We start from the raw sequence: 23,565 nt of genomic DNA on the forward strand, positions 1-23,565 counted from the left end.
ATAGCTGCTTGCGCTTGTCCAGAAAGCGGTAGCGGCTATTTTTGCTCAGAACTTTGAAGGCAGGCCCCGCATGTCCTCCATGACCCCCCAGGAAATCGTCTCCGAACTCGACCACCACATCGTGGGCCAGGCCAGCGCCAAGCGCGCGGTGGCCATCGCGCTGCGCAACCGCTGGCGCCGCCAGCAGGTCGAAGGCAGCCTGCGCCACGAGATCACGCCCAAGAACATCCTCATGATCGGCCCCACGGGCGTGGGCAAGACCGAAATCGCGCGCCGCCTTGCCAGGCTGGCCGATGCGCCTTTCATCAAGGTCGAGGCCACCAAGTTCACCGAGGTGGGCTACGTGGGCAAGGACGTCGACTCCATCATCCGCGACCTGGCCGAGATGGCCGTCAAGCAGACGCGCGAGACCGAGACCAAAAAGGTGCGCGACCGCGCTGTCGACGCTGCCGAAGAGCGCATCCTCGACGTGCTGATCCCGCCCGCCCGCGCCGCTGTCGGCACCGAGCCAGCCGCCGACAACACCGCGCGGCAGGTGTTCCGCAAGAAGCTGCGCGAAGGCGCGCTCGACGACAAGGAGATCGAGATCGACGTGGCCGAGAACCGGCAGCCGCTCGAGATCATGGGCCCCCAGGGCATGGAAGAGATGACCGAGCAACTGCGCGGCATGTTCAGCTCCATGGGTCAGGACAAGCGCAAGACCCGCAAGCTCAAGATCGCCGAGGCGCTCAAGCTGCTGACCGACGAAGAGGCCGGCAAGCTCGTCAACGAGGAAGAGATCAAGGCCCGCGCGGTGGCCAATGCCGAGCAGAACGGCATCGTGTTCATCGACGAGATCGACAAGGTGGCCACCCGCCAGGAAACCAGCGGCGCCGACGTATCGCGCCAGGGCGTGCAGCGCGACCTGCTGCCGCTGGTGGAGGGCACCACCGTGACCACCAAGTACGGGATGATCAAGACCGACCACATCCTGTTCATCGCCTCCGGCGCATTCCACCTGTCCAAGCCCAGCGATCTGATTCCCGAGTTGCAGGGCCGCTTTCCGATCCGCGTCGAGCTGGAGTCGCTGTCGGTCCAGGACTTCGAGGCCATCCTCACGCAGACCCATGCATCGCTGGTCAAGCAGTACCAGGCGCTGCTGGCCACCGAAGGCGTCACGCTCGAATTCGCGCCCGAAGGCATCACGCGCCTGGCGCACATCGCTTTCGAAGTGAACGAGCGCACCGAGAACATCGGCGCCCGCCGCCTGGCCACGGTGATGGAGCGCCTGCTGGACGAGGTGAGCTTCGACGCCACGAAGCTGTCGGGCCAGACGATCACCGTCGACGCGGCCTATGTGGACACCCGCCTGCAGACCCTGAGCCAGGACGAGGACCTGTCGCGCTACATCCTGTGACGACACGGCAGAATCGGGCCGGGCTTGAGAGGTCACTTTCATAGCCCGCCGTAAGTTCTTATTTTTCAACGACTTTTAGCGTTCCGGTGGCTGCAGAGTCGCGTCTAAGTCGTTGATTTCATTACAAAAGTTTGGTGGACGCCCTCTTGTTCGGCGTGCTTTTCCTGCTACAGTGCAAAAAAGTGCAATTAAGTGGTGAAAAGTGCCCTCCAGGCCCCCGTTTGGGCCCTGAAGGATCTCAAGATTCCGAACTGGAAAATCCTCCGTGTTTCAAGGTGCCTCGTCGCTAAGTCTCGATGCGAAGGGTCGGCTGTCCGTGCCGACCCGGCATCGTGACGTGCTCGCGGCCACCGCAGCGGGCCAGCTCACGATCACCAAGCACCCCCACGGATGCCTGATGGTGTTCCCCCGCCCCGAGTGGGAGAAGTTTCGCGAGCGCATCGCCGAGCTGCCCATGTCGGCCCAGTGGTGGAAGCGCATCTTCCTGGGCAACGCCATGGACGTGGAGATGGACGGCACCGGCCGCGTGCTGGTCTCGCCCGAGCTGCGCCAGGCGGCCGGCATCTCCAAGGACACCATGCTGCTGGGCATGGGCAACCACTTCGAACTCTGGGACAAGGCCACGTACGACGAGCAGGAGGCCAAGGCCATGCAGGGTGACATGCCGGATGTCTTCAAGGACTTCTCCTTCTGACCATGACATCCCCTTCTCTTCTTCAACACACCACCGTCCTGCTGGACGAAGCCGTGGACGCGCTGCTGGGCGGCGCCGGGCCCGAGCCTGCGGGCACCTGGGTGGACGGCACCTTCGGGCGCGGAGGGCATTCGCGGCTCATCCTGCTGCGGCTGGGGCCCCAAGGGCGCCTTGTCGCGTTTGACAAGGACCTCGAAGCCATTGCCGAAGCAACGCGCATCACCGATGCGCGTTTTTCCATTCGGCACGAAGGTTTCAGCCACATCGCCGACCTGCCGGCCGGCAGCGCAGCGGGTGTGCTCATGGACCTGGGGGTGAGCTCGCCCCAGATCGACAGCCCGGAGCGGGGGTTCAGCTTCCGTTTCGACGGCCCGCTGGACATGCGCATGGACACCACGCGCGGCGAAAGCGTGGCCCAGTGGCTGGCCACTGCCGAGGTTCAACAGATTGCGGAGGTGATACGTGACTACGGTGAAGAACGGTTTGCTGGCCCCATTGCAAAGGCGATTGTTGCTCGGCGCGAAGAACGGGGCCCTCTTGCAACCACCGCCGAACTGGCCGATCTCGTGGCTGGCACGGTCAAAACCCGCGAGCCGGGCCAGAACCCTGCAACGCGCACATTTCAGGCTCTTCGGATTTTCATCAACGCTGAGCTTGAAGAACTGCAACAGGCGCTAGAAGCCACGCTGTCGGTGCTGCAGCCGGGCGGGCGCCTGGTGGTGATCAGCTTTCACTCGCTGGAAGACCGCATCGTCAAGCAGTTCATCGCCAAGCACTCCAAAGAGGTGTACGACCGCCGCGCGCCGTTTGCCGCGCCGCAGGCCATGAAGCTCGTGGCGCTGGACCGCATCAAGCCCAGCGCTGCCGAGGTGGCCGGCAACCCGCGCTCGCGCAGCGCGATCATGCGCGTGGCCGAGCGCACCGAGGTGGCATGACATGAGCCGCCCCCTGTGTCTTTGCGTGATGTCGGCCTTGCCAAAGGCGGTGTGCTCGCTGCCGGGCCAACTTGCGGCTGCTGCTGCCACGGCCGCTGCATGCATACGGTGCAGCTACTGACATGACACGCTTGAACATCGTCCTGCTGCTGGCAGTGCTGGCGAGCGCGATCTACCTGGTGCATACCCAGTACGAGTCGCGCCGGCTGTTCACCGAGCTCGACCGCGCCACGGTCGAGGCCCGCCGCCTGGAGACCGAGCACCAGCGCCTGCAGGTCGAAAAGCGCGCCCAGGCCACGCCGCTGCGCGTCGAGAAAATCGCGCGGGCGCAGCTCAACATGCGCACGGCCACGCCGGCCATCACGCAGTACGTGTCCGACCCGCAGGGTGTGGCGGCTGCCGCAGCAGCAGCAGCAGCGGCCGCTGCGCCGGGTGGCGCACCCGCACCGGTGCAAGGAGCGCAGCCATGAGCCGCAGCGTGGTCTACACCGCCAGCCCCCTGCTGGCCAGCAAGACGCCCGTCTGGCGCAGCAAGTTCATCGTGGCCATGATCGCCCTGGGCTTTGTGGCGCTCGCCGGGCGCGCCGCCTATGTGCAGGTGTTCGGCAACGCGTTCTTTCAGCGCCAGGGCGAGGTGCGTTTCGCGCGCACCCTGGAGCTGCCGGCCAACCGCGGCAAGATCCTGGACCGCAACGGCCTGATCCTCGCGTCCAGCGTGCCGGCGGCCAGCATCTGGGCCATCCCCGAAGACGTGGAGCAGGACAAGCCCGAGACGCGTGCCAAGCTCAAGCAGCTGGCCAAGCTGCTCGACATGCCGCTGGCCGAGCTGCAAAAGAAGCTGGCCGACGAAGACAAGACCTTCGTCTGGATCAAGCGCCAGCTCGACTGGGATGTGGGCCGCGAGATCGCGGCGCTCGACATCAAGGGCATCTACCAGCGCAAGGAATACAAGCGACAGTACCCCGAAGGCGAAGCCGCCGCCCACGTGGTGGGCTTCACCAACGTGGAAGACCACGGGCAGGAAGGCATGGAGCTGGCCTTCGACAAGGACCTGGCTGGCAAGGCCGGGTCGCGTCGCGTGATCAAGGACCGCCTGGGCCGCGTGGTCGAGGGCGTGGGCGAGACGGTGCAACCCGTCGACGGCAAGGACATGCAGCTGTCCATCGACAGCAAGGTGCAGTTCTTCGCGTACCAGAAGCTGCGCGACCAGGTCGCACTGCACAAGGCCAAGGCGGGCAGCGTGGTGGTGCTCGACGCCCACACCGGCGAGCTGCTGGCGCTGGCCAACTACCCGAGCTACGTGCCCGACAAGCGCCAGAACCTGACCGGCGAGCAACTGCGCAACCGCGCGCTCACCGACGTGTTCGAGCCCGGCTCTACCATGAAGCCCTTCACCATCGGCCTGGCCCTGGAGAGCGGGCGCGTGCGCCCCGAGACGCCGGTGGACACCAACCCCGGCCGCATCAACATCACCGGCTCCACCATCTCGGACACGCACAACTACGGCCTGCTCACGGTCGAAGGCGTGATCCAGAAGTCGAGCAACGTGGGCACCACCAAGATCGCCATGCAGATGCCCGCCCGCGAGATGTGGGAGACCTTTTCGGCCGCGGGCTTCGGCCAGAAGCCGCAGCTGCACTTCCCCGGCGTCGTGACCGGGCGCCTGCGGCCCTACAAGACCTGGCGCCCTGTCGAGCAGGCCACCATGTCCTACGGCTACGGCCTGTCGGCCAGCCTGTTCCAGATGGCGCGGTCGTACACCGTGTTCGCCAACGGCGGCCGCGTGATCCCGGCCACCATGTTCAAGACGTCCGAGCCTGCGCTGGGCGTGCCCGTGTTCTCCGAGCGCACGGCCGACCAGGTGCGCAAGATGCTGCAGATGGCCGCCGGCCCCGGCGGCACGGGCCAGAAGGCGCAGACCCTGGGCTACTCGGTGGGTGGCAAGTCCGGCACGGCGCGCAAGCAGGTCGGCAAGAACTACGCATCGGGCAAGTACCGCGCCTGGTTCACCGGCATGGCGCCCATCGACAAGCCGCGCATCATCGTGGCCGTGATGATCGACGAGCCCAGCAACGGCGTGTTCTACGGCGGTGCCGTGGCCGCGCCCGTGTTCAGCGAAGTGGTGCAGCAGACCCTGCGCATGATGGGCGTGCAGCCGGACATGGCCGTCAAGCCCCAGATCGTGGCCAACACGGTGGAGGAATCGCTATGACGGCAAGCACGCTGCCCCTGCTGGCCTCGGTGCACGACGCCGTGGCCTGGCTGCGCGAACGCGTCACCGGCACGCTGCAGACCGACAGCCGCCTGGTCCGCGCGGGCGATGGCTTCATCGCCTGGCCCGGCGCCGCCACCGATGGCCGCGCGCACATCGGCGACGCTTTGGCACGCGGTGCAGTGGCGTGCCTGGTGGAGCACGAAGGCGTCGAGGCCTTCCCGCTCGACGGCTGGCCGGTGGCCGCCCTGCACGGCCTCAAAGCCGCCACCGGGCTGATCGCGGCCGACTGGTTCGGCCACCCCACGCAGCGCCTCGACGTGCTGGCCGTGACCGGCACCAACGGCAAGACCAGCACCACCTGGTGGCTGGCCGAGGCCTTGAATGTGCTATCAAAAAATGAGCTGATTGCGCATGGCGGATGCGCGTTGGTGGGCACATTGGGCATCGGCGTGCCGCCTGCGCTTACCAGCACCGGCATGACCACGCCCGACCCGGTGCGGCTGCAGCACGCCTTCCAGCAGTTCACCGACGCGGGCCGCACGGCGTGCGCCATCGAGGCCTCGTCCATCGGCCTGGCCGAGCACCGCATGGCCGGCAGCCGCATCCGCGTGGCGCTGTTCACCAACTTCACGCAGGACCACCTGGACTACCACCCCAGCATGGCCGCCTACTGGCAGGCCAAGGGCATGCTCTTCGAGTGGCCCGGCCTGCAGGCGGCGGTGGTCAACATCGACGACCTGCGGGGCGCCGAGCTGTACGCATCGCTGGCAGACCGCATGCTGGACCTGTGGAGCGTGTCGATCTCCGGCCCCGCACGGCTGGCTGCACGCGACATCGGCATGGGCGACGGCGGCCTGCGCTTCACCGTGGCCGAGGGCGCGCACACGCATGTGCTGCAAACGCGCGTGATCGGGCTGTACAACGTCTCCAACCTGCTGGGGGTGCTGGCCGGCCTGCGGGCGCTGGGCGTGCCGCTGGAGCATGCGCTGTATGCCTGCGCCCAGCTCTCGCCGGTGCCCGGCCGCATGGAGCAGATCCACAGCCCCGGCCAGCCGCTGGTGGCCGTGGACTACGCGCACACGCCCGATGCGCTGGAAAAAGCCCTGCAGGCGCTGCGCCCCATTGCGGCCGAGCGCGGCGGGCAGCTGTGGTGCGTGTTCGGCTGCGGCGGCGACCGCGACGCGGCCAAGCGCCCGCTGATGGGCGCCGTGGCGCAGCACCAGGCCGACCATGTGGTCGTGACCAGCGACAACCCGCGCAGCGAAGACCCCGCCACCATCGTGCACCAGATCCTGCAAGGCACCATCGCCGGCCGCACCGTGCGCGCCGAGCCCGACCGCGCCGCCGCGATTGCCCTGGCCTTGGCCGAGGCCGCGCCGGCCGATGTGGTGCTGATCGCCGGCAAGGGCCACGAAGACACCCAGGAGACCGCGGGCGTGCGCGTGCCGTTCTCCGACAAGGCCCATGCACGCACTGCGCTGCAGGCCCGGGAGGCCCGCCCATGAGCGCCGCCACGATGCTGACCCTGCAGCAGGCCTTCGACCTCGTGCAGCCGCGCATTCCCGCCGCGCGCCTGGTGGGCGACGGCACCACGCCGCTGGCCCGCGTGCACACCGACACGCGCACGCTGCAGGCGGGCGATCTGTTCGTGGCTTTGAAGGGCGAGCGCTACGACGCCAATGCCTTCCTGGCCGATGCCCGTGCGGGTGGCGCTGCCGCGGCCATCGCCCACGGCGGCCTCGAAGCCGCCGGCCTCGCGGGCATCGAAGTGCCCGACAGCCTGGCTGCGCTCGGTGCGCTGGCCACCGGCTGGCGCGCGCAGTTCGGCCTGCCGCTCGTCGGCGCGACCGGCAGCAATGGCAAGACCACCGTGACGCAGATGATCGCGTCCATCCTGCGCGCCTGGAAGTGCGAGGCCGCGTTTGCCACGCAGGGCAATTTCAACAACGACATCGGCGTGCCGCTGATGCTGCTGCGCCTGCGCGCCGGCCACGCCGCCGCCGTGATCGAAATGGGGATGAACCACCCCGGCGAGATCGCGCTCCTGGCCGCCATGGCGCAGCCCACGGTGGCGCTGGTCAACAATGCCCAGCGCGAGCACCTGGAGTTCATGCACACCGTGGAGGCCGTGGCGCGCGAGAACGGCTCGGTGTTTGCCAGCCTGCCTGCCGATGGCGTGGCGGTGTTCCCGGCGGGCGATGCGTACAGCGGCCTGTGGCAATCGCTCGCGCAGGGCCGCCGCACCGTCACCTTTGGCGACGGCGGCGATGTGACCTGCCGCAGCGCGGCCTGGGAGCAGGGCGCCTGGGCTGTCACGATGGCCACGCCGCAAGGCGAAGTCGCCACGCAGCTGCACATCGCCGGGCGCCACAACGTGAGCAACGCCCTGGCCGCCGCCGCCTGCACCCTGTCGGCAGGCGCGCCCCTGGCCGCCATCGCGCAGGGGCTGGCCAGCTTCACGCCGGTCAAGGGCCGCTCGCGCGCCTTCAGCGTGCGCATCGCGGGCCGCGAAGTCACCGTGGTGGACGACACCTACAACGCCAACCCCGACTCCATGCGTGCCGCCATCGACGTGCTGGCCGAGCTGCCCGGCCCGCAACTGCTGGTGCTGGGCGACATGGGCGAGGTGGGCGACCAGGGGCCGCAGTTCCACGCCGAGGCCGGCGCGCACGCGCGCACGGCCGGCATCACCCGACTGTTCGCGCTGGGCGATCAATCGGTGCATGCCACCGCGTCGTACGGCCATGGCAACGGCGAAGGCGGCGAGGCACGTCATTTCAACGATAGGGGCGCGCTGCTCGATGCAGTGCGCCAGGCCCTGCCCACGGTGGGCAGTGTGCTGGTCAAGGGATCTCGATTCATGAAGATGGAACAGGTGGTGGAGGCGATCGCCTCTGCCGCACAAGTGCAGGACGACCCACAACAACAAGAGCGACAACCGCCCGCGCAGGTACTGGAGGGACACCATGGTGCAACGCAGTAAGAACGTGCGGGTCTTCAAGGCCGCCTCCAGCATCCCTGCGGTGCGGCAACCTGCCGGAGGTGTCGCATGCTGCTAGTGCTGTCCCAATGGCTGCAGGGCCTGTCGCCCGAGTTCGGCTTCTTCCGCGTGTTCCAGTACCTCACCTTCAGAGCGGTGATGGCGGCCATGACGGCGCTGCTCATCGGCCTGGTGGCGGGGCCCAAGGTGATCCGTGTGCTGACCTCGCTCAAGATCGGCCAGCCCATCCGCGGCTACGCCATGCAGTCGCACCTGTCCAAGAGCGGCACGCCCACCATGGGCGGCGTGCTGATCCTGCTGTCGATCGCGATCTCGACCCTGCTGTGGTTCGACCTGTCCAACCGCTTCGTCTGGATCGTGCTCATCGTCACGCTGGGCTTTGGCGCCATCGGCTGGGTGGATGACTGGCGCAAGGTGGTCAACAAGGACCCCGAGGGCATGCGCTCGCGCGAGAAGTACCTCTGGCAGTCGGTGATCGGCCTCACGGCCGCGCTGTACCTGGTGTTCAGCATTTCCGAGAGCTCCAACGCCAAGGTGTGGGAGCTGTTCGTCGGCTGGGTGCAGTCGGGCTTCTCGCTCGACCTGCCGCCCAAGGCGGGCCTGCAGCTGCCGTTCTTCAAGGAAGTGAGCTACCCGCTGGGCGTGCTGGGCTTCGTGATCCTGACCTACCTGGTCATCGTGGGTTCCAGCAACGCAGTGAACCTGACCGACGGCCTGGACGGCCTGGCGATCATGCCCGTGGTGATGGTGGGCTCGGCCCTGGGCGTGTTCGCCTATGTCACCGGCAGCTCGGTGTATTCCAAGTACCTGTTCTTCCCGCACATCCCCGGCTCGGGCGAGTTGCTGATCTTCTGCGCCGCCATGGCGGGTGCGGGCCTGGCCTTCCTGTGGTTCAACGCACACCCGGCCCAGGTCTTCATGGGCGACGTGGGCGCGCTGGCGCTGGGCGGCGCCCTGGGCACCATCGCCATCATCGTGCGGCAGGAAATCGTGCTGGCCATCATGGGCGGCATCTTCGTGGTCGAGGCGCTGTCGGTGATGCTGCAGGTGACCTGGTTCAAGTACACCAAGCGCCGCTACGGCGAAGGCCGGCGCCTGCTGAAGATGGCGCCGCTGCACCACCACTTCGAAAAGAGCGGCTGGAAGGAAACGCAGGTGGTCGTGCGCTTCTGGATCATCACCATGCTGCTGTGCCTTGTCGGCCTGTCGACCCTGAAACTGCGATGAACCCGGACGATCCCCTTATCCCCGCGACCACCGCCCCCTCGGCGGTGAAGCTGCCTCCCGACACGGATGCAGGCGGGGCCGTGCCTGCCGATCCGTCGGACGGCGCATCGACGGTGCCCGACGCGTCCGGTACATCCGGCACACCCGGCACATCCGGCAGTGCGCCTATGCAGTCCGTGGCCGACCCAGGGACATCGCCAGAGTCCATCGAACCCCAGCCCGAGGCAGAGACCCCTGCCACCGCTACCGGCGCCCGCGCGGCGGCCGCCGCCGCCGCAGCCTGGGACCCCGAAAAGCCCCCGGCCGTGTCCGCCGCCAAGGCCGCTGCCGACTTCGTCGCACAGATCTTTGCCGACGTGGCCGCTGCCGACGCCCCTGCGCAGCCGGAGCCTGCAGCGCCGCAAGACGATGCCGATGCCGATGCCGAACCGGTCGATGCGCCCACCGAACCCCTGGGCCCGCCCGGCCAGGGCATGACGCCGCTGCAGGGCCAGAACATCCTCATCCTGGGCCTGGGTGCCTCCGGCCTGGCCATGGCGCGCTGGTGCGTGCGCTGCGGCGCCGACGTCACCGTGGCCGACACGCGCGAAGCGCCGCCGCAACTCGCCACGCTGCGGCACGAGCTGCCCCTGGTGCGTTTTGTGGCCGGCGCCTTCGACGCGGCCCTGGTGGAGGGCCGGGGCCTGCACGCGGTCTACCGGTCGCCCGGCCTGAGCCCCGACACGGTTGCTCCTGTTTTTGTAGCTGCTCGCGCCATTGGACTGCCGGTGGGGGGCGAATTGAGCCTGTATGCCATGGCCCTGGCCACGCTGCGGGCGTCCCATGGCTACGCGCCGGCCGTGCTGGCCATCACCGGCACCAACGGCAAGACCACCGTCACGTCGCTCACCGGCCAGCTCGTGGAGCGCTCGGACAAGACCGTGGCCGTGGCCGGCAACATCGGCCCCACGCTGCTCGACACGCTGGCGGGCCACATCGACGCGGCCACGCTGCCCGACGTGTGGGTGCTGGAGCTGTCGAGCTTCCAGCTCGATGGCGTCACCGGTTTCGAGCCGACTGCGGCGGCTGTGCTCAACGTCACGCAGGACCACCTGGACTGGCATGGCGACATGGCCGCGTATGCCGCCGCCAAGGCCCGCATCTTCGGCGAGAAGGGCCTGATGATCCTGAACCGCGAGGACGCGGCGGTGATGCAGATGCTGCCGCCACCCATCAAGGTCAAGCTGCAAAAGCCCCAGGTGCGCGAGCACATCACCTTCGGCGCCGACATGCCCCAGCGCCCCGGCGACTTCGGCATCGAGGTCGTGAGCGGCATGCCCTGGCTGGTGCGCGCCATGGACGCCGACGAGACCCGCAAGCGCGGCCGCAACGAGGCCGCCGAAGACCTGCACATCCAGCGCCTGATGCCGGCCGACGCGCTGCGCATCCGGGGCCGCCACAACGCGGTGAACGCGCTGGCCGCGCTGGCCCTGGCATCGGCCGCGGGCTGCACGCTCGCGCCCCTGCTGTACGGGCTGCGCGAGTACCGCGGAGAGCCGCACCGCGTGGAGCCGGTGGCCATCATCCGCGACGTCGAATACTTTGACGACAGCAAGGGCACGAACGTGGGCGCCACCGTCGCTGCGTTGACCGGCCTGGGTGCGGAGCGCCGCATCGTCGTCATCCTGGGCGGCGACGGCAAGGGGCAGGACTTCTCGCCGCTGGCAGCGCCCGTGTCGCGCTACGCACGCGCCGTGGTGCTGATCGGGCGCGACGCGCCGCTGATCCGCGCCGCGCTGGCCGACAGCGGCGTGGCCCTGGTCGATGCAGAGACATTGCCCCAGGCCGTGGAGCTGGCCGCGCAGCGCGCACACGCAGGCGACGCCGTGCTGATGTCGCCCGCCTGTGCCAGCTTTGACATGTTCCGCGGCTACGAGCACCGGGCACAGGTGTTCTGCGACACCGTGTGCGCGCTGGCCGATGACGCGATGGGAGGTGTGGCATGAGCGCACCCGCCAGCAGCCTTTTGCAGCGCGTGACCGGCTGGTTCGGCGGCCTGCCGGGCAAGGCCGTGGACGTGTTGCCCGTGCGCGTGGGCGGCACCGACTACCGACCCCGCACCACCAGCACGCCCGCGAGCGTGCTCGGCTTCGACCAGGCCCTGCTGTGGGTGGTGGTGGCGCTGCTCGCATGGGGGCTGGTGATGGTGTATTCGGCCTCCATCGCCATGCCGGACAACCCGCGCTTTGCCAACTACGCCTCCACCCATTTCCTGACCCGCCACGTGATGTACCTGGTGGTGGGTTTTGTCGCCGCGCTGCTGGCGTTCCAGATCCCGATGGCCCTGTGGGAGCGCGTGGCGCCCTGGCTCTTCGTGGCGGCGCTGCTGCTGCTGGTGGCGGTGCTGATTCCGGGCGTGGGCAAGGTGGTCAATGGCGCGCGCCGCTGGCTGTCGCTCGGTCCCATCGGCTTTCAGCCGTCGGAGGTGGCCAAGTTCGCCGTCCTCATCTACGCGGCCGACTACATGGTCCGCAAGATGGAGGTGAAGGAGCGGTTCTTCCGCGCCGTGCTGCCCATGGGCGCCGCCGTGGCCATCGTGGGCGTGCTGCTGCTGGCCGAGCCCGACATGGGCGCCTTCATGGTGGTCGCCGTGATCGCCATGGGCATCCTGTTCCTGGGCGGCGTGAACGCCCGCATGTTCTTCCTGATCGCAGGCGTGCTGGTGTCGGCTTTCGGCATCATGATCGCCAGCTCGCCCTGGCGTCGCGAGCGCGTGTTCGCCTACCTCGACCCGTTCAGCGAAGAGCACGCATTGGGCAAGGGCTACCAGCTCTCGCACTCGCTGATCGCCATCGGGCGTGGCGAGATCTTCGGCGTGGGCCTGGGCGGCAGCGTCGAGAAGCTGCATTGGCTGCCCGAAGCCCACACCGACTTCCTGCTCGCCGTGATCGGCGAAGAGTTCGGCCTGGTGGGCGTGGTCATCCTCATCGTGCTGTTTCTGTGGATGACGCGCCGCATCATGCACATCGGCCGCCAGGCCATCGCCCTCGACCGCGTGTTCTCCGGCCTCGTCGCGCAGGGCGTGGCGATCTGGATCGGCTTCCAGGCCTTCATCAACATGGGCGTGAACCTGGGCGCACTGCCCACCAAGGGGCTCACGCTGCCGCTGATGAGTTTTGGCGGGTCGGCGATCTTGATGAACCTCGTGGCGCTGGCGGTGGTGATGCGGGTGGACTACGAGAACAAACTCCTCATGAGAGGGGGGCGCGTATGACGCAGAAGACCGCCCTCATCATGGCCGGCGGCACCGGCGGCCACATCTTTCCGGGCTTGGCCGTGGCGGAAGAACTGCGTGCGCGCGGCTGGCGCGTGCACTGGCTGGGCGCGCCGGGCAGCATGGAGTCGCGCATCGTGCCCACGCACGGCTTTGCACTCGAGCTCATCGATTTTTCGGGCGTGCGCGGCAAGGGCATCGTCACGCTGGCACTGCTGCCGCTGCGCCTGTTGCGCGCATTCGGCCAGGCACTGGCGGTGGTGCGCCGCGTCAAGCCCGACGTGGTGGTGGGCCTGGGCGGCTACATCACCTTTCCGGGCGGCATGATGGGCGTGCTGGCCGGCAAGCCGCTGGTGCTGCACGAGCAGAACTCGGTGGCCGGCATGGCCAACAAGGTGCTGGCGGGCGTGGCAGACCGTGTGTTCACCGCCTTCCCCAACGTGTTCCCCAAGGGCCAGTGGGTGGGCAACCCGCTGCGCACCGCCTTCACCAGCAAGCCCGCACCCGCCGAACGCTTTGCCGGGCGCACCGGGCCTTTGCGCCTGCTGGTGGTGGGCGGCAGCCTGGGCGCCCGTGCGCTCAACGAGATCGTGCCGCAGGCCGTGGCGCTGATGCCTGCGGACCAGCGCCCGGTGGTCATCCACCAGAGCGGCGCGACGCAGATCGACGCGCTGCGCGCCAACTATGCCGCAGCCGGCGTTGAGGCCGAATGCACGCCGTTCATCGACGACACCGCCAGCGCCTTTGCCGACGCCGACATCATCGTCTGCCGCGCGGGCGCGAGCACCGTGACCGAGATCGCGGCTGTGGGGGCTGCCGCACTGTTCGTGCCCTTCCCCTCGGCGGTGGACGACCACCAGACCACCAACGCCCAGTTCCTCGTGAATGCAGGCGGCGGGTGGCTCACCCAGCAGCGCGACCTGACGCCCGAAGGCCTGTCGCAGATGCTATTGAATATGGAGCGCTCCACGCTGGTAGATACAGCGGTGAAAGCCAAAAACATGCAAAAAATCAATGCCACCCGCGAAGTGGTGACCGCCTGCGAGGAGTTGGCATGAAGCACGCCATTCGCCACATCCACTTCGTCGGCCTGGGCGGCGCCGGCATGAGCGGCATCGCCGAGGTGCTGTTCAACCTGGGCTACCGCATCTCGGGCTCCGACCTGGCCGACAGCGCCACGCTGCGGCGCCTGGAGGGCCTGGGCATCAAGACCTGCCTGGGCCATGCCGCGGCGCACATCGACGGTGCGGATGCGGTGGTCACGTCCACGGCCGTGACGCCCGACAACCCCGAGGTGCTGGCCGCCCGCGAGAAGAAGATCCCGGTCGTGCCGCGCGCCCTGATGCTGGCCGAGCTGATGCGCCTGAAGCAAGGCATCGCCATTGCGGGCACGCACGGCAAGACAACGACCACCAGCCTGGTGACCAGCGTACTGGCCGAGGCGGGGCTCGACCCGACCTTCGTCATCGGTGGCAAGCTCAACAGCGCGGGCGCCAACGCCAAGCTGGGCAGCGGCGACTACATCGTGGTCGAGGCCGACGAGTCCGATGCGTCGTTCCTGAACCTGCTGCCGGTGATGGCCGTGGTGACCAACATCGACGCCGACCACATGGAGACCTACGGGCATGACTTCGGCCGGCTCAAGGGCGCGTTCGTCGACTTCCTGCACCGCATGCCGTTCTACGGCACGGCGGTGCTGTGCGTGGACAGCCCCGCGGTGCGCGAGATCATGCCCAGCGTGACCTGCCCGATCACCAGCTACGGCTTTTCGGAAGACGCCCAGGTGCGCGCCATCGATGTGCGCGCCGAGGCCGGGCAGATGCGCTTTACCGTGCAGCGGCGCAACGGCGTCACGCTGCCCGACCTGGAAGTGGTCCTCAACCTCGCGGGCGAGCACAACGTGCTCAACGCGCTGTCGGCCATCGCGATCGCGGTGGAGCTCAACATCCCCGACGAAGCCGTGCAGCGCGCGCTGGCGGGCTTCAAGGGCGTGGGCCGGCGCTTTCAGCACTACGGCGACATGCCCGCCAAGGGCGGCGGCACGTTCACCGTGATCGACGACTACGGCCACCACCCGGTGGAGATGGCGGCCACGCTGGCGGCTGCGCGCGGCGCCTTCCCCGGGCGGCGCCTGGTACTGGCCTTCCAGCCGCACCGCTACAGCCGCACGCGCGACTGCTTCGAGGATTTCGTCAAGGTGATCGGCAACGCCGACGCCGTGCTGCTGACCGAGGTGTACGCCGCCGGCGAGGCACCCGTGGTCGCGGCCGACGGCCGCTCCCTGGCCCGTGCGCTGCGGGTGGCCGGCCGGGTGGAGCCGGTGTTCGTCGACAACGTGTCCGACCTGCCGCAGGCCATTGCCGACAACGCCCGGGCGGGCGATGTGGTGATGTGCATGGGCGCAGGCTCTATCGGGGCCGTGCCGGGCAAGGTGGTCGATTTGCTACAAAATAATGAGCTGAAGGCGCTGGAGGGGAGCGCGGTATGACTGTTTCTGAACTCAATATCGATGTGAAGGCCCTGGGCAAGGTCGCCGTGCTGATGGGCGGCGACTCCGCAGAGCGCGAGGTGTCCCTCATGTCCGGCAGCGGCGTGCTGCAGGCGCTGCGTTCCAGCGGCGTGGACGCGCATGCGTTCGACCCGGCGCAGAACCAGTTGAGCGATCTCAAGCGCGACGGCTACGCCCGCTGCTTCATCGCGCTGCATGGCCGCCACGGCGAGGACGGCACGGTGCAGGGCGCGCTGGAGCTGCTCGGCATTCCGTACACCGGCCCGGGTGTGATGGCCTCGGCCATTGCGATGGACAAGGTCATGACCAAGCGCGTGTGGACGGCCGAGGGCCTGCCCACGCCGCGCTACGTGTGGCTGGCACCGGACCGCCAGCAGCGCGAGGTGGTGCGCACGGTGCCCGACGAGCTGGGCCTGCCGCTGATCGTGAAGCCGCCGCGCGAGGGATCGTCGATCGGCGTGACCAAGGTGCGCGGCTACTCGGACATGCAGGAGGCCGTGCTGCTGTCGGCCCGCTACGACCCCGATGTGCTCTGCGAAGAATTCATCGACGGCGAAGAGGTGACCTGCCCCGTGCTGGGCCAGGGTGCCGATGCCGTGGTGCTGCCCGTGATCCGCATCGCGGCCCCGGATGGCGCCTACGACTACCAGAACAAGTATTTCACCGACGACGTGAAGTACCAGTGCCCGAGTGGCCTGCCCGAGGCCGAGGAGCGCGAGATCCAGCGCATCGTGCTGGAGGCCTACCGCACGCTCGGCTGCCGGGGCTGGGGCCGCGCCGACCTGATGATCCGCGCGAGCGACCGCAAGCCCTTCCTGCTGGAGATGAACACGTCGCCCGGCATGACGGGGCACTCGCTGGTCCCGATGTCTGCGCGTGCTGCGGGCATCAGCTATGAAGCGCTGTGCCTGCGCATCCTGGCAGACGCGGCGCTGGATACGCCCGCGCGCGCCGCACAAGGAGCCGCCCACCCATGACCTCCACCCTGCCGGCACCGCTGGACGTCAAGCTCATGAACTGGACCGCCTCGGCCCTGTTCGTGTGCCTGGCTGCGGGCGTGCTGGTGGCGGGGACGTGGTGGGTGCTGCGCTACCCCGGCTTTGCGGTGTCGCGCATCGTGGTGCAGGGCGACCTGGTGCACAACAACGCGGTCACGCTGCGGGCCAATGTGGCGCCGCACCTGGCCGGCAACTTTTTCACGGTGGACCTTCGCGCGGCCCGCGAGGCGTTCGAGCAAGTGCCCTGGGTGCGCCGCGCCGAGGTGCAGCGCGTGTACCCCGGCAGCCTGCATGTGCAGCTGCAGGAGCACGACGCGGTGGCGTACTGGGGGCCCGAGAGCGGCTCGGCGCTGGTCAACACGCAGGGCGAGGTGTTCGAGGCCAACGTGGGCGACGTGGAGCAGGAAGGCCTGCCGCGACTGCTGGGCCCGGCGGGCAGCTCCGCCGAGGTGCTGCAGATGCATGGCTTGCTGGCGCCGGTCTTCACGCCGCTGGGGATGGAGGTCGAGACGCTGGAGCTGACCGGCCGCGGCGGCTGGCGCGTGACGCTCGATAGCGGCGCAGTGGTCGAGCTCGGTGGCGGCACGCCCGCGGAGGTGGTGCAGCGCACCCAGCGGTTCACGCGCACGCTCACCCAGGTGGCGGCGCAGTACCACCGCCGCGTGGATGCGCTGGAGTCCGCGGACCTGCGGCACACCGGCGGGTACGCGCTGCGCATGCGCGGCGTGACCACGGTGGCGGCGGATGGTACAGGTGCACCGGCCGCGGGGCGCAGGAGGTAACGGCATGCAGCAACAGATCGAGGCGCGCAAGCGTACGGGCCAGGGTGTGGTGCCGACCGAGGGGCGGCCAGGCAGAACAGAGAAGGGCAGAGACTGATATGGCAAGAGAATACAAAGACGTTGTGGTGGGGCTCGATATCGGCACGGCCAAGGTCATGGCCGTGGTCGCCGAGGTGCTGCCCAATGGAGAGCTCAAGCTGGCAGGCCTGGGGGTGGCTCCGAGCAATGGCCTCAAGCGCGGCGTGGTGGTCAACATCGACGCCACCGTGCAGAGCATCCAGCAGGCCTTGAAAGAGGCCGAGCTGATGGCCGACTGCAAGATCCAGCGTGTGTACACCGGCATCACCGGCAGCCATATCCGCGGCCTCAACTCCAGCGGCATGGTGGCCGTCAAGGACAAGGAAGTCACCTCGGCCGACGTGGCGCGCGTGGTGGAGACGGCCAAGGCCATCAACATCAGCAGCGACCAGCGCCTGCTGCTGGTGGAGCCGCAGGAGTTCGTGATCGACGGGCAGGATGTGAAGGAGCCCATCGGCATGAGCGGCATCCGCCTCGAAGCCAAGATCCACATCGTGACCGGCGCCCAGAGCGCGGCCGAGAACATCATCAAGTGCGTGCGCCGCTGCGGCCTGGAGGTCGAGCAGCTCATGCTCAACCCGCTGGCCAGCAGCCAGGCGGTGCTGACCGACGACGAGCGCGAGCTGGGCGTGGTGGTGGTCGACATCGGCGCGGGCACGACCGACGTGGCGATCTTCACCGGCGGCGCGATCCGCCACACGGCGGTGATCCCGATCGCGGGCGACCTCATCACCAGCGACATCGCCATGGCGCTGCGCACGCCCACGAAGGACGCCGAGGACATCAAGGTCGAAAGCGGCTACGCCAAGCAGTTGCTGGCCGACCCCGAGGCGCAGGTGGAAGTGCCGGGCCTGGGCGACCGCAGCCCCCGCATGCTGAGCAAGCAGGCGCTGGCCGGCGTGATCGAGCCGCGGGTGGAAGAGATCTTCTCGCTCGTGCAGCAGGTGGTGCGCGAGTCGGGGTACGAAGAAGTGCTGTCGTCGGGCATCGTGCTCACCGGCGGTAGCTCGGTCATGCCCGGGATGATCGAGCTGGGTGAAGACATCTTCTTGAAGCCCGTTCGGCGTGGCATTCCGAAGTATTCCAGCGCTTTGTCTGACATGGTGGCACAGCCCAGAGCTGCTACCGTCATGGGCCTTCTGGAAGAGGCGCGTCTGGCACGCCTGCGCGGCTTCAAGGTGGCACAGAAAAGCGGTTCCATGAAGACGGCCTTTGGCCGCTTCAAGGACTTCATCGTGGGGAATTTCTGACCATGAAATTTCCTCTCTGGCTGGCGCGAGGCAGCCCGCACCGAATACCGCGTGGGCGATGGCGACGATGTACCGGACCGCCGCCCCCACTGCGCACGATGACATACCGAACAACCCATTGGCAGTCGCACACGAGATTGCAAACGAATTCAGTGAAAGAAACAGGAGCTCCAACATGACCATCGAAATGATCGAAGCCGAAGAATTCAACCAGGGCACCCAGATCAAGGTGATCGGGGTGGGCGGCGGCGGCAGCAACGCCGTCGAGCACATGATTGCCCGCAGCGTGCAGGGCGTGGAGTTTGTCTGCGCCAACACCGACGCGCAGGCATTGACCCGCAGCTCGGCCCACCGCCACATCCAGCTGGGCGGCAGCGGCCTGGGCGCCGGCAGCAAGCCCGACAAGGGCCGTGAAGCCGCCGAAGCCGCGGTGGACGACATCCGCCTGGCCATCGATGGCGCACACATGCTGTTCATCACCGCCGGCATGGGTGGCGGCACGGGCACGGGTGCTGCACCCGTGATTGCCCGCGTGGCCAAGGAAATGGGCATTCTCACCGTGGGCGTGGTCACCAAGCCGTTCGACTGGGAAGGCGGCCGCCGCATGACCAACGCCGACAACGGCCTGGCCGAGCTCGAAGCCAACGTGGATTCGCTGATCGTCGTGCTCAACGAGAAGCTGCTGGAAGTGCTGGGCGATGACATCACCCAGGACGAAGCCTTCGCCCATGCCAACGACGTGCTCAAGAACGCCGTGGGCGGCATTGCCGAAATCATCAACGAATACGGCCACGTGAACGTCGACTTCGAAGACGTGCGCACCGTGATGGGCGAGCCCGGCAAGGCCATGATGGGCACGGCCACCGCCAGCGGCCCGGACCGCGCCCGCATCGCTGCGGAACAGGCCGTGGCCTGCCCGCTGCTCGAAGGCATCGACCTGTCGGGCGCCAAGGGCGTGCTGGTGCTGGTGACGGCCGCGAAGGGCAGCCTCAAGCTGTCCGAATCGCGCCTGGCCATGAGCACCATCAATGCCTACGCTTCGCCCGACGCGCACGTGATCTACGGTGCCGCCTACGACGACAGCCTGGGCGACGAGATCCGCGTGACCGTGGTCGCCACCGGCCTGTCGCGCCCCAACGCGCGCCGCCAACCGATCTCGGTGGTGCAGGGCGGCCTGCGCACGGGCACGGACAACGTGGCCTACCAGATGCCGCTCACCGGCGCCGGCGTGATCGGCTCGGCCGTGGGCGTGCAGGGCGGCCATGCCGGCAGCACCCAGGCCGACTACGGCAGCATGTCGGTGCCCAGCGTGTGGCGCACCAACCGCACGCAGGCGGCAGCCCGGGTGGACGCGCTGTCGTCGGGTGGCATGGACGATCTGGAAATCCCGGCTTTCCTGCGTAAACAAGCAGATTGATTCGGTACTCCCCCCTGAGCGGCTACGCCGCTTCACCCCCTCTCTCGCTGCGCGGGAGGGGGGACGAAAACAGCGCGGCGGGGCGGCCCTTGCGCGGTGTCTCTGGCCTGGGTCGCGCCAGTTTTGGTCCGCCGTTGTCCGATTGAGCGGTCCTTTCGTCAGGCACCTCAAGCACAGCGTTCAGAGGCGTAGCTGTTAAACGTCCAATTGCGCAGTGACTCAACTTGCTCTCACTAACTGAATTGAACCAATCCGTTTCCTATCAAGGTCATAGGAAGCTGCGGATGGTTTTCGCGGGGTCGCCCCACTAAAATCCCCGGATGCTTCAGCAACGCACCCTCAAGACGATCACCCGCGCCGTGGGCGTGGGCCTGCACAGTGGTCAGAGGGTCGAGCTGACCCTGCGGCCTGCGCAGCCGGACACCGGGATCGTGTTCCGGCGGGTGGACCTGCCGCAGCCGGTGGACATTCCGATCCGCGCCGAGGCCGTGACCGACACCCGGCTGGCGTCCACCATCGCGGTGGGCAGCGCCAAGGTGCACACGGTGGAGCACCTGATGTCGGCCTGCGCGGGGCTGGGCATCGACAACCTGTACGTGGACATCACGGCCGAAGAGGTGCCCATCCTCGACGGTTCGTCGGCATCGTTCGTGTTCCTGCTGCAGAGCGCGGGCGTGGAACTGCAGAACGCTCCCAAGCGCTTCATCCGCGTGACCCGCCCGGTGGAGGTGCGCGAGGGCGAGGGCGCCAACACCAAGTGGGCGCGCCTCGCGCCGTACCACGGCTACAAGCTCAGCTTCGAGATCGACTTCGACCATCCGGCCGTGGACTCCACCGGCCAGCGTGTGGAGTTCGACATGGGCGCCGGCAACTACAGCCGCGACATCGCCCGCGCCCGCACTTTCGGCTTTACGCGCGACGTGGAGATGATGCGGTCCAACGGCCTGGCACTCGGTGGCGGTCTTGACAACGCCATCGTGATGGACGACTACAAGGTGCTCAACAGCGACGGGCTGCGCTACGACGACGAGTTCGTCAAACACAAGATCCTCGATGCCATGGGCGACCTGTACCTCATCGGCAAGCCGCTGCTGGCGGCGTACAGCGCGTTCCGCTCGGGCCACGGCATGAACAACCTGCTGCTGCGCGAGTTGCTGGCGCAGCGCGATGCCTGGGAAGTGGTGACCTTCGAGGCCGAGCGCCAGGCCCCTGGCGGCTTTGCGCAGCCGGCGCGAGCCTGGTGACCGTGGGTCTCGCTGGCCGGCGGACCGGCCCTGTTGCGCACTGCTGAAAGGCACGTCCCACCATGATCATCGTTCGCTGGCTCGCCATCTTCTTGCTTCTGGCAGCGGCTGTCTCTTTTGGCTTCTACGTGGGCACAGGCCAGGCGCACTACAAGCGCATCGGCCTGGCCATCCTGAAGTGGACGGTGATCGCTGCCGTGGTGTTTTTCGCAGTCGTGCTGATCGACCGGGTGACCTGACAGCTCCTGCCCTGTACCGCCGCAGTTTCCCCCGGCCCGCACAGTGGCCTATACTCGCGCCTGCTCCGGGGTGCACGTAGGGGCCTGCTTCGACAACGTCGAACAGGCTGCTGGGCGTGCTGAGACGGCGGACCTTACCGCCGGAACCGCGAACTTGATCTGGTTAGTACCAGCGTAAGAAGAGCTGCAGTCGGAATTTTCCGCACCTGCGTACCAACACCCCGCCCACCGGGCAGCGTTGGCGCGCAACGTGCGCACAGCGAGGGCCTGTCGGGCCTTGGCGGTGCGCCCGGGCACCCGCCAGGGTGCGTGCGGTCCATGCCGGCCTATTGCGGAGCACAGATCCATCCCAACGATAGGAATGTGCCCGCCATGAATGCCCCCGACAAGTTCGCCCACCTGCTCGCGCTCACCCGCGAACCCTTCCCCGCTTCCACCAAGAGCTACCTGACCGGCAGCCGCCCCGATGTCCGCGTGCCCGTGCGCGACATTGCGCTCACCAATGGCGAGCAGGTCAGCGTGTACGACACCTCCGGCCCTTACACCGACCCGACGGCGACCATCGACGTGCGCCAGGGCCTGGCCAGCGTGCGCGGTGGCTGGATCGCCGCGCGCGGCGACACCGAGCTGTACGACGGCCGCCAGCGTGTGGCGCTGGACGACGGCAGCAAGAGCGAAGACGCCGCGCGCCTGGCCCAACTGCGCACCGAAGCGGCCGCGCTGCAGCGCGCACCGCTGCGTGCCAAGAGCGGCGCCAACGTGACCCAGATGCACTACGCCAGGAAAGGCATCGTCACGCCCGAGATGGAATACGTGGCCCTGCGCGAGAACGGCAAGCGCGAGTGGATGGCCCAGTACATGCAGGACGCGGGCCGCGAGCAGCGCCTGATGGGCAACCCCATGGGCGCGAGCATCCCGAAGATCATCACCCCCGAATTCGTGCGCGATGAAGTAGCCCGGGGCCGCGCCATCATCCCCGCCAACATCAACCACCCCGAGGTCGAGCCCATGGCCATCGGGCGCAACTTCAAGGTCAAGATCAACGCCAACATCGGCAACTCGGCCGTCACCTCCAGCATCGAGGAAGAGGTCGAAAAGCTGGTGTGGGCGATCCGCTGGGGCGCCGACAACGTGATGGACCTGTCCACCGGCAAGAACATCCACACCACGCGCGACTGGATCGTGCGCAACTCGCCCGTGCCCATCGGCACGGTGCCCATCTACCAGGCGCTGGAGAAGGTGGGCGGCGTGGCCGAGGACCTGACCTGGGCGATCTTCCGCGACACGCTGATCGAGCAGGCCGAGCAGGGCGTGGACTACTTCACCATCCACGCGGGCGTGCGGCTGGCCTACATCCACCTCACCGCGCAGCGGCGCACGGGCATCGTCTCGCGCGGCGGCTCCATCATGGCCAAGTGGTGCATGGCACACCACCGCGAGAGCTTCCTGTACGAGCACTTCGAGGACATCTGCGACATCATGAAGGCGTACGACGTGTCGTTCAGCCTGGGCGACGGCCTGCGCCCCGGCTGCGCATCGGACGCCAACGACGAGGCCCAGTTCGCCGAGCTGCACACGCTGGGCGAACTGACCCAGGTGGCCTGGAAGCACGACGTGCAGACCATGATCGAAGGCCCCGGCCACGTGCCCATGCACATGATCCAGGCCAACATGACCGAGCAGCTCAAGACCTGCCACGAGGCGCCGTTCTACACCCTGGGCCCGCTGACCATCGACATCGCACCGGGCTACGACCACATCGCATCGGCCATCGGCGCGGCCATGATCGGCTGGATGGGCACGGCCATGCTGTGCTACGTGACGCCCAAGGAGCACCTGGGGCTGCCCGACCGCGATGACGTCAAGCAAGGGATCATCGCGTACAAGATCGCGGCGCATGCGGCCGATGTGGCCAAGGGCCACCCGGGCGCCCGGGCGCGCGACGATGCGCTGAGCCAAGCGCGGTTCGACTTCCGCTGGCAGGACCAGTTCAACCTGGGCCTGGACCCCGACACGGCCAAGGAATACCACGACGAGACGCTGCCGAAAGACAGCGCCAAGGTGGCGCATTTCTGCTCCATGTGCGGCCCCAAGTTCTGCTCCATGAAGATCACGCACGAGGTGCGCGAATTCGCCGCGCAAAAGGGCATGGCCGAGTCGGAAGCACTGGCCCGCGGCATGGAGACCAAGGCGGTGGAGTTCCAGCGCCAGGGCGGTCAGCTGTACGTGCCCATCGTGGCCGAAGGCGCGGCGCCAGGGCAGGGCAAGGCCTGACGACCCAGGCCCCTGGACACCAAGCGAAAGGACGCTCCATGCATCTTTTTTTG

19 protein-coding genes and 1 riboswitch are annotated in these 23,565 nt (G+C 67.9%); all 19 genes read left to right on the forward strand.

Going from position 1 to position 23,565, the window contains the following annotated elements:
- Positions 1–70 precede the first annotated feature (70 nt).
- The 19 genes from hslU to thiC all read left to right on the forward strand — a co-directional run bounded on the left by hslU (position 71) and on the right by thiC (position 23,512).
- A complete protein-coding gene (gene hslU / locus ACIGHN_RS04375) occupies positions 71–1,396 on the forward strand; it encodes an ATP-dependent protease ATPase subunit HslU (RefSeq protein WP_056415046.1) in 1,326 nt (441 codons plus the stop codon).
- A 265-nt stretch (positions 1,397–1,661) separates the two neighbouring features.
- Entirely contained in the window at positions 1,662–2,090 is a 429-nt protein-coding gene (gene mraZ, locus ACIGHN_RS04380) for a division/cell wall cluster transcriptional repressor MraZ (RefSeq protein ID WP_056415049.1), read from the forward strand.
- Between the two features lie 2 nt (positions 2,091–2,092).
- Positions 2,093–3,025, forward strand: a complete 933-nt coding sequence (rsmH, locus tag ACIGHN_RS04385; protein WP_056173117.1) for a 16S rRNA (cytosine(1402)-N(4))-methyltransferase RsmH — start codon at positions 2,093–2,095, stop codon at positions 3,023–3,025.
- A gap of 122 nt (positions 3,026–3,147) precedes the next feature.
- Positions 3,148–3,495, forward strand: a complete 348-nt coding sequence (gene ftsL / locus ACIGHN_RS04390) for a cell division protein FtsL (protein WP_396503419.1) — start codon at positions 3,148–3,150, stop codon at positions 3,493–3,495.
- Positions 3,492–5,237, forward strand: coding sequence for a penicillin-binding protein 2 (locus tag ACIGHN_RS04395; RefSeq protein WP_056415057.1), 1,746 nt, complete (start codon positions 3,492–3,494; stop codon positions 5,235–5,237). The genes ftsL and ACIGHN_RS04395 overlap by 4 nt, the downstream gene beginning before the upstream one ends.
- Complete coding sequence (locus tag ACIGHN_RS04400) at positions 5,234–6,745, forward strand: UDP-N-acetylmuramoyl-L-alanyl-D-glutamate--2,6-diaminopimelate ligase (protein WP_056415061.1); 1,512 nt, start codon at positions 5,234–5,236, stop codon at positions 6,743–6,745. The genes ACIGHN_RS04395 and ACIGHN_RS04400 overlap by 4 nt, the downstream gene beginning before the upstream one ends.
- Positions 6,742–8,223 (forward strand): UDP-N-acetylmuramoyl-tripeptide--D-alanyl-D-alanine ligase, encoded by a 1,482-nt coding sequence (gene murF, locus ACIGHN_RS04405; RefSeq protein WP_396503420.1) that lies wholly within the window; start codon positions 6,742–6,744, stop codon positions 8,221–8,223. The genes ACIGHN_RS04400 and murF overlap by 4 nt, the downstream gene beginning before the upstream one ends.
- 66 nt (positions 8,224–8,289) lie before the next feature.
- A complete protein-coding gene (mraY, locus tag ACIGHN_RS04410) occupies positions 8,290–9,468 on the forward strand; it encodes a phospho-N-acetylmuramoyl-pentapeptide-transferase (RefSeq protein WP_056173130.1) in 1,179 nt (392 codons plus the stop codon).
- On the forward strand, positions 9,465–11,453 hold the full coding sequence (murD, locus tag ACIGHN_RS04415; protein WP_396503421.1) for a UDP-N-acetylmuramoyl-L-alanine--D-glutamate ligase: 1,989 nt from the start codon (positions 9,465–9,467) through the stop codon (positions 11,451–11,453). The genes mraY and murD overlap by 4 nt, the downstream gene beginning before the upstream one ends.
- Positions 11,450–12,721 carry a putative lipid II flippase FtsW gene (gene ftsW, locus ACIGHN_RS04420; RefSeq protein ID WP_396503422.1) on the forward strand — a complete coding sequence of 424 codons (1,272 nt, stop codon included), beginning with the start codon at positions 11,450–11,452 and terminating at the stop codon, positions 12,719–12,721. Before murD ends, ftsW begins: the two co-directional genes overlap by 4 nt.
- Positions 12,718–13,779, forward strand: coding sequence for an undecaprenyldiphospho-muramoylpentapeptide beta-N-acetylglucosaminyltransferase (murG, locus tag ACIGHN_RS04425; protein WP_396503423.1), 1,062 nt, complete (start codon positions 12,718–12,720; stop codon positions 13,777–13,779). The genes ftsW and murG overlap by 4 nt, the downstream gene beginning before the upstream one ends.
- On the forward strand, positions 13,776–15,209 hold the full coding sequence (gene murC, locus ACIGHN_RS04430; protein ID WP_396503424.1) for a UDP-N-acetylmuramate--L-alanine ligase: 1,434 nt from the start codon (positions 13,776–13,778) through the stop codon (positions 15,207–15,209). The genes murG and murC overlap by 4 nt, the downstream gene beginning before the upstream one ends.
- Positions 15,206–16,207, forward strand: coding sequence for a D-alanine--D-alanine ligase (locus ACIGHN_RS04435; protein ID WP_396503425.1), 1,002 nt, complete (start codon positions 15,206–15,208; stop codon positions 16,205–16,207). The genes murC and ACIGHN_RS04435 overlap by 4 nt, the downstream gene beginning before the upstream one ends.
- The gene (locus ACIGHN_RS04440; RefSeq protein WP_396503426.1) at positions 16,204–17,010 is read left to right on the forward strand and encodes a cell division protein FtsQ/DivIB; all 807 of its coding nucleotides are present in this window, start codon (positions 16,204–16,206) and stop codon (positions 17,008–17,010) included. The genes ACIGHN_RS04435 and ACIGHN_RS04440 overlap by 4 nt, the downstream gene beginning before the upstream one ends.
- 98 nt (positions 17,011–17,108) lie before the next feature.
- Positions 17,109–18,338 carry a cell division protein FtsA gene (ftsA, locus tag ACIGHN_RS04445; RefSeq protein WP_008903721.1) on the forward strand — a complete coding sequence of 410 codons (1,230 nt, stop codon included), beginning with the start codon at positions 17,109–17,111 and terminating at the stop codon, positions 18,336–18,338.
- A gap of 175 nt (positions 18,339–18,513) precedes the next feature.
- Positions 18,514–19,755 (forward strand): cell division protein FtsZ, encoded by a 1,242-nt coding sequence (gene ftsZ, locus ACIGHN_RS04450; RefSeq protein ID WP_056415078.1) that lies wholly within the window; start codon positions 18,514–18,516, stop codon positions 19,753–19,755.
- Positions 19,756–20,075: 320 nt separating this feature from the next.
- Positions 20,076–20,999 carry a UDP-3-O-acyl-N-acetylglucosamine deacetylase gene (gene lpxC, locus ACIGHN_RS04455; RefSeq protein ID WP_396503427.1) on the forward strand — a complete coding sequence of 308 codons (924 nt, stop codon included), beginning with the start codon at positions 20,076–20,078 and terminating at the stop codon, positions 20,997–20,999.
- Positions 21,000–21,061: 62 nt separating this feature from the next.
- Entirely contained in the window at positions 21,062–21,238 is a 177-nt protein-coding gene (locus ACIGHN_RS04460) for a hypothetical protein (RefSeq protein ID WP_200912413.1), read from the forward strand.
- Positions 21,239–21,294: 56 nt separating this feature from the next.
- Positions 21,295–21,436: riboswitch (TPP riboswitch) on the forward strand.
- A 174-nt stretch (positions 21,437–21,610) separates the two neighbouring features.
- Positions 21,611–23,512, forward strand: coding sequence for a phosphomethylpyrimidine synthase ThiC (gene thiC, locus ACIGHN_RS04465; RefSeq protein ID WP_396503428.1), 1,902 nt, complete (start codon positions 21,611–21,613; stop codon positions 23,510–23,512).
- Positions 23,513–23,565 lie beyond the last annotated feature (53 nt).

It is taken from the genome of Acidovorax sp. NPDC077693 (assembly GCF_044542805.1).
Lineage (GTDB): Bacteria > Pseudomonadota > Gammaproteobacteria > Burkholderiales > Burkholderiaceae_C > Acidovorax.

Bases quoted from the DNA above. Each gene is read 5' to 3' on its own strand.
- ftsA (WP_008903721.1), top strand. From the start codon at position 17,109: ATGGCAAGAGAATACAAAGACGTTGTGGTGGGGCTCGATATCGGCACG.
- lpxC (WP_396503427.1), top strand. From the start codon at position 20,076: ATGCTTCAGCAACGCACCCTCAAGACGATCACCCGCGCCGTGGGCGTG.
- ACIGHN_RS04400 (WP_056415061.1), top strand. From the start codon at position 5,234: ATGACGGCAAGCACGCTGCCCCTGCTGGCCTCGGTGCACGACGCCGTG.
- ACIGHN_RS04395 (WP_056415057.1), top strand. From the start codon at position 3,492: ATGAGCCGCAGCGTGGTCTACACCGCCAGCCCCCTGCTGGCCAGCAAG.
- murG (WP_396503423.1), top strand. From the start codon at position 12,718: ATGACGCAGAAGACCGCCCTCATCATGGCCGGCGGCACCGGCGGCCAC.
- murD (WP_396503421.1), top strand. From the start codon at position 9,465: ATGAACCCGGACGATCCCCTTATCCCCGCGACCACCGCCCCCTCGGCG.
- hslU (WP_056415046.1), top strand. From the start codon at position 71: ATGTCCTCCATGACCCCCCAGGAAATCGTCTCCGAACTCGACCACCAC.
- rsmH (WP_056173117.1), top strand. From the start codon at position 2,093: ATGACATCCCCTTCTCTTCTTCAACACACCACCGTCCTGCTGGACGAA.
- ACIGHN_RS04435 (WP_396503425.1), top strand. From the start codon at position 15,206: ATGACTGTTTCTGAACTCAATATCGATGTGAAGGCCCTGGGCAAGGTC.
- ftsL (WP_396503419.1), top strand. From the start codon at position 3,148: ATGACACGCTTGAACATCGTCCTGCTGCTGGCAGTGCTGGCGAGCGCG.
- thiC (WP_396503428.1), top strand. From the start codon at position 21,611: ATGAATGCCCCCGACAAGTTCGCCCACCTGCTCGCGCTCACCCGCGAA.
- ftsZ (WP_056415078.1), top strand. From the start codon at position 18,514: ATGACCATCGAAATGATCGAAGCCGAAGAATTCAACCAGGGCACCCAG.
- ACIGHN_RS04460 (WP_200912413.1), top strand. From the start codon at position 21,062: ATGATCATCGTTCGCTGGCTCGCCATCTTCTTGCTTCTGGCAGCGGCT.
- murC (WP_396503424.1), top strand. From the start codon at position 13,776: ATGAAGCACGCCATTCGCCACATCCACTTCGTCGGCCTGGGCGGCGCC.
- ftsW (WP_396503422.1), top strand. From the start codon at position 11,450: ATGAGCGCACCCGCCAGCAGCCTTTTGCAGCGCGTGACCGGCTGGTTC.
- mraY (WP_056173130.1), top strand. From the start codon at position 8,290: ATGCTGCTAGTGCTGTCCCAATGGCTGCAGGGCCTGTCGCCCGAGTTC.
- murF (WP_396503420.1), top strand. From the start codon at position 6,742: ATGAGCGCCGCCACGATGCTGACCCTGCAGCAGGCCTTCGACCTCGTG.
- ACIGHN_RS04440 (WP_396503426.1), top strand. From the start codon at position 16,204: ATGACCTCCACCCTGCCGGCACCGCTGGACGTCAAGCTCATGAACTGG.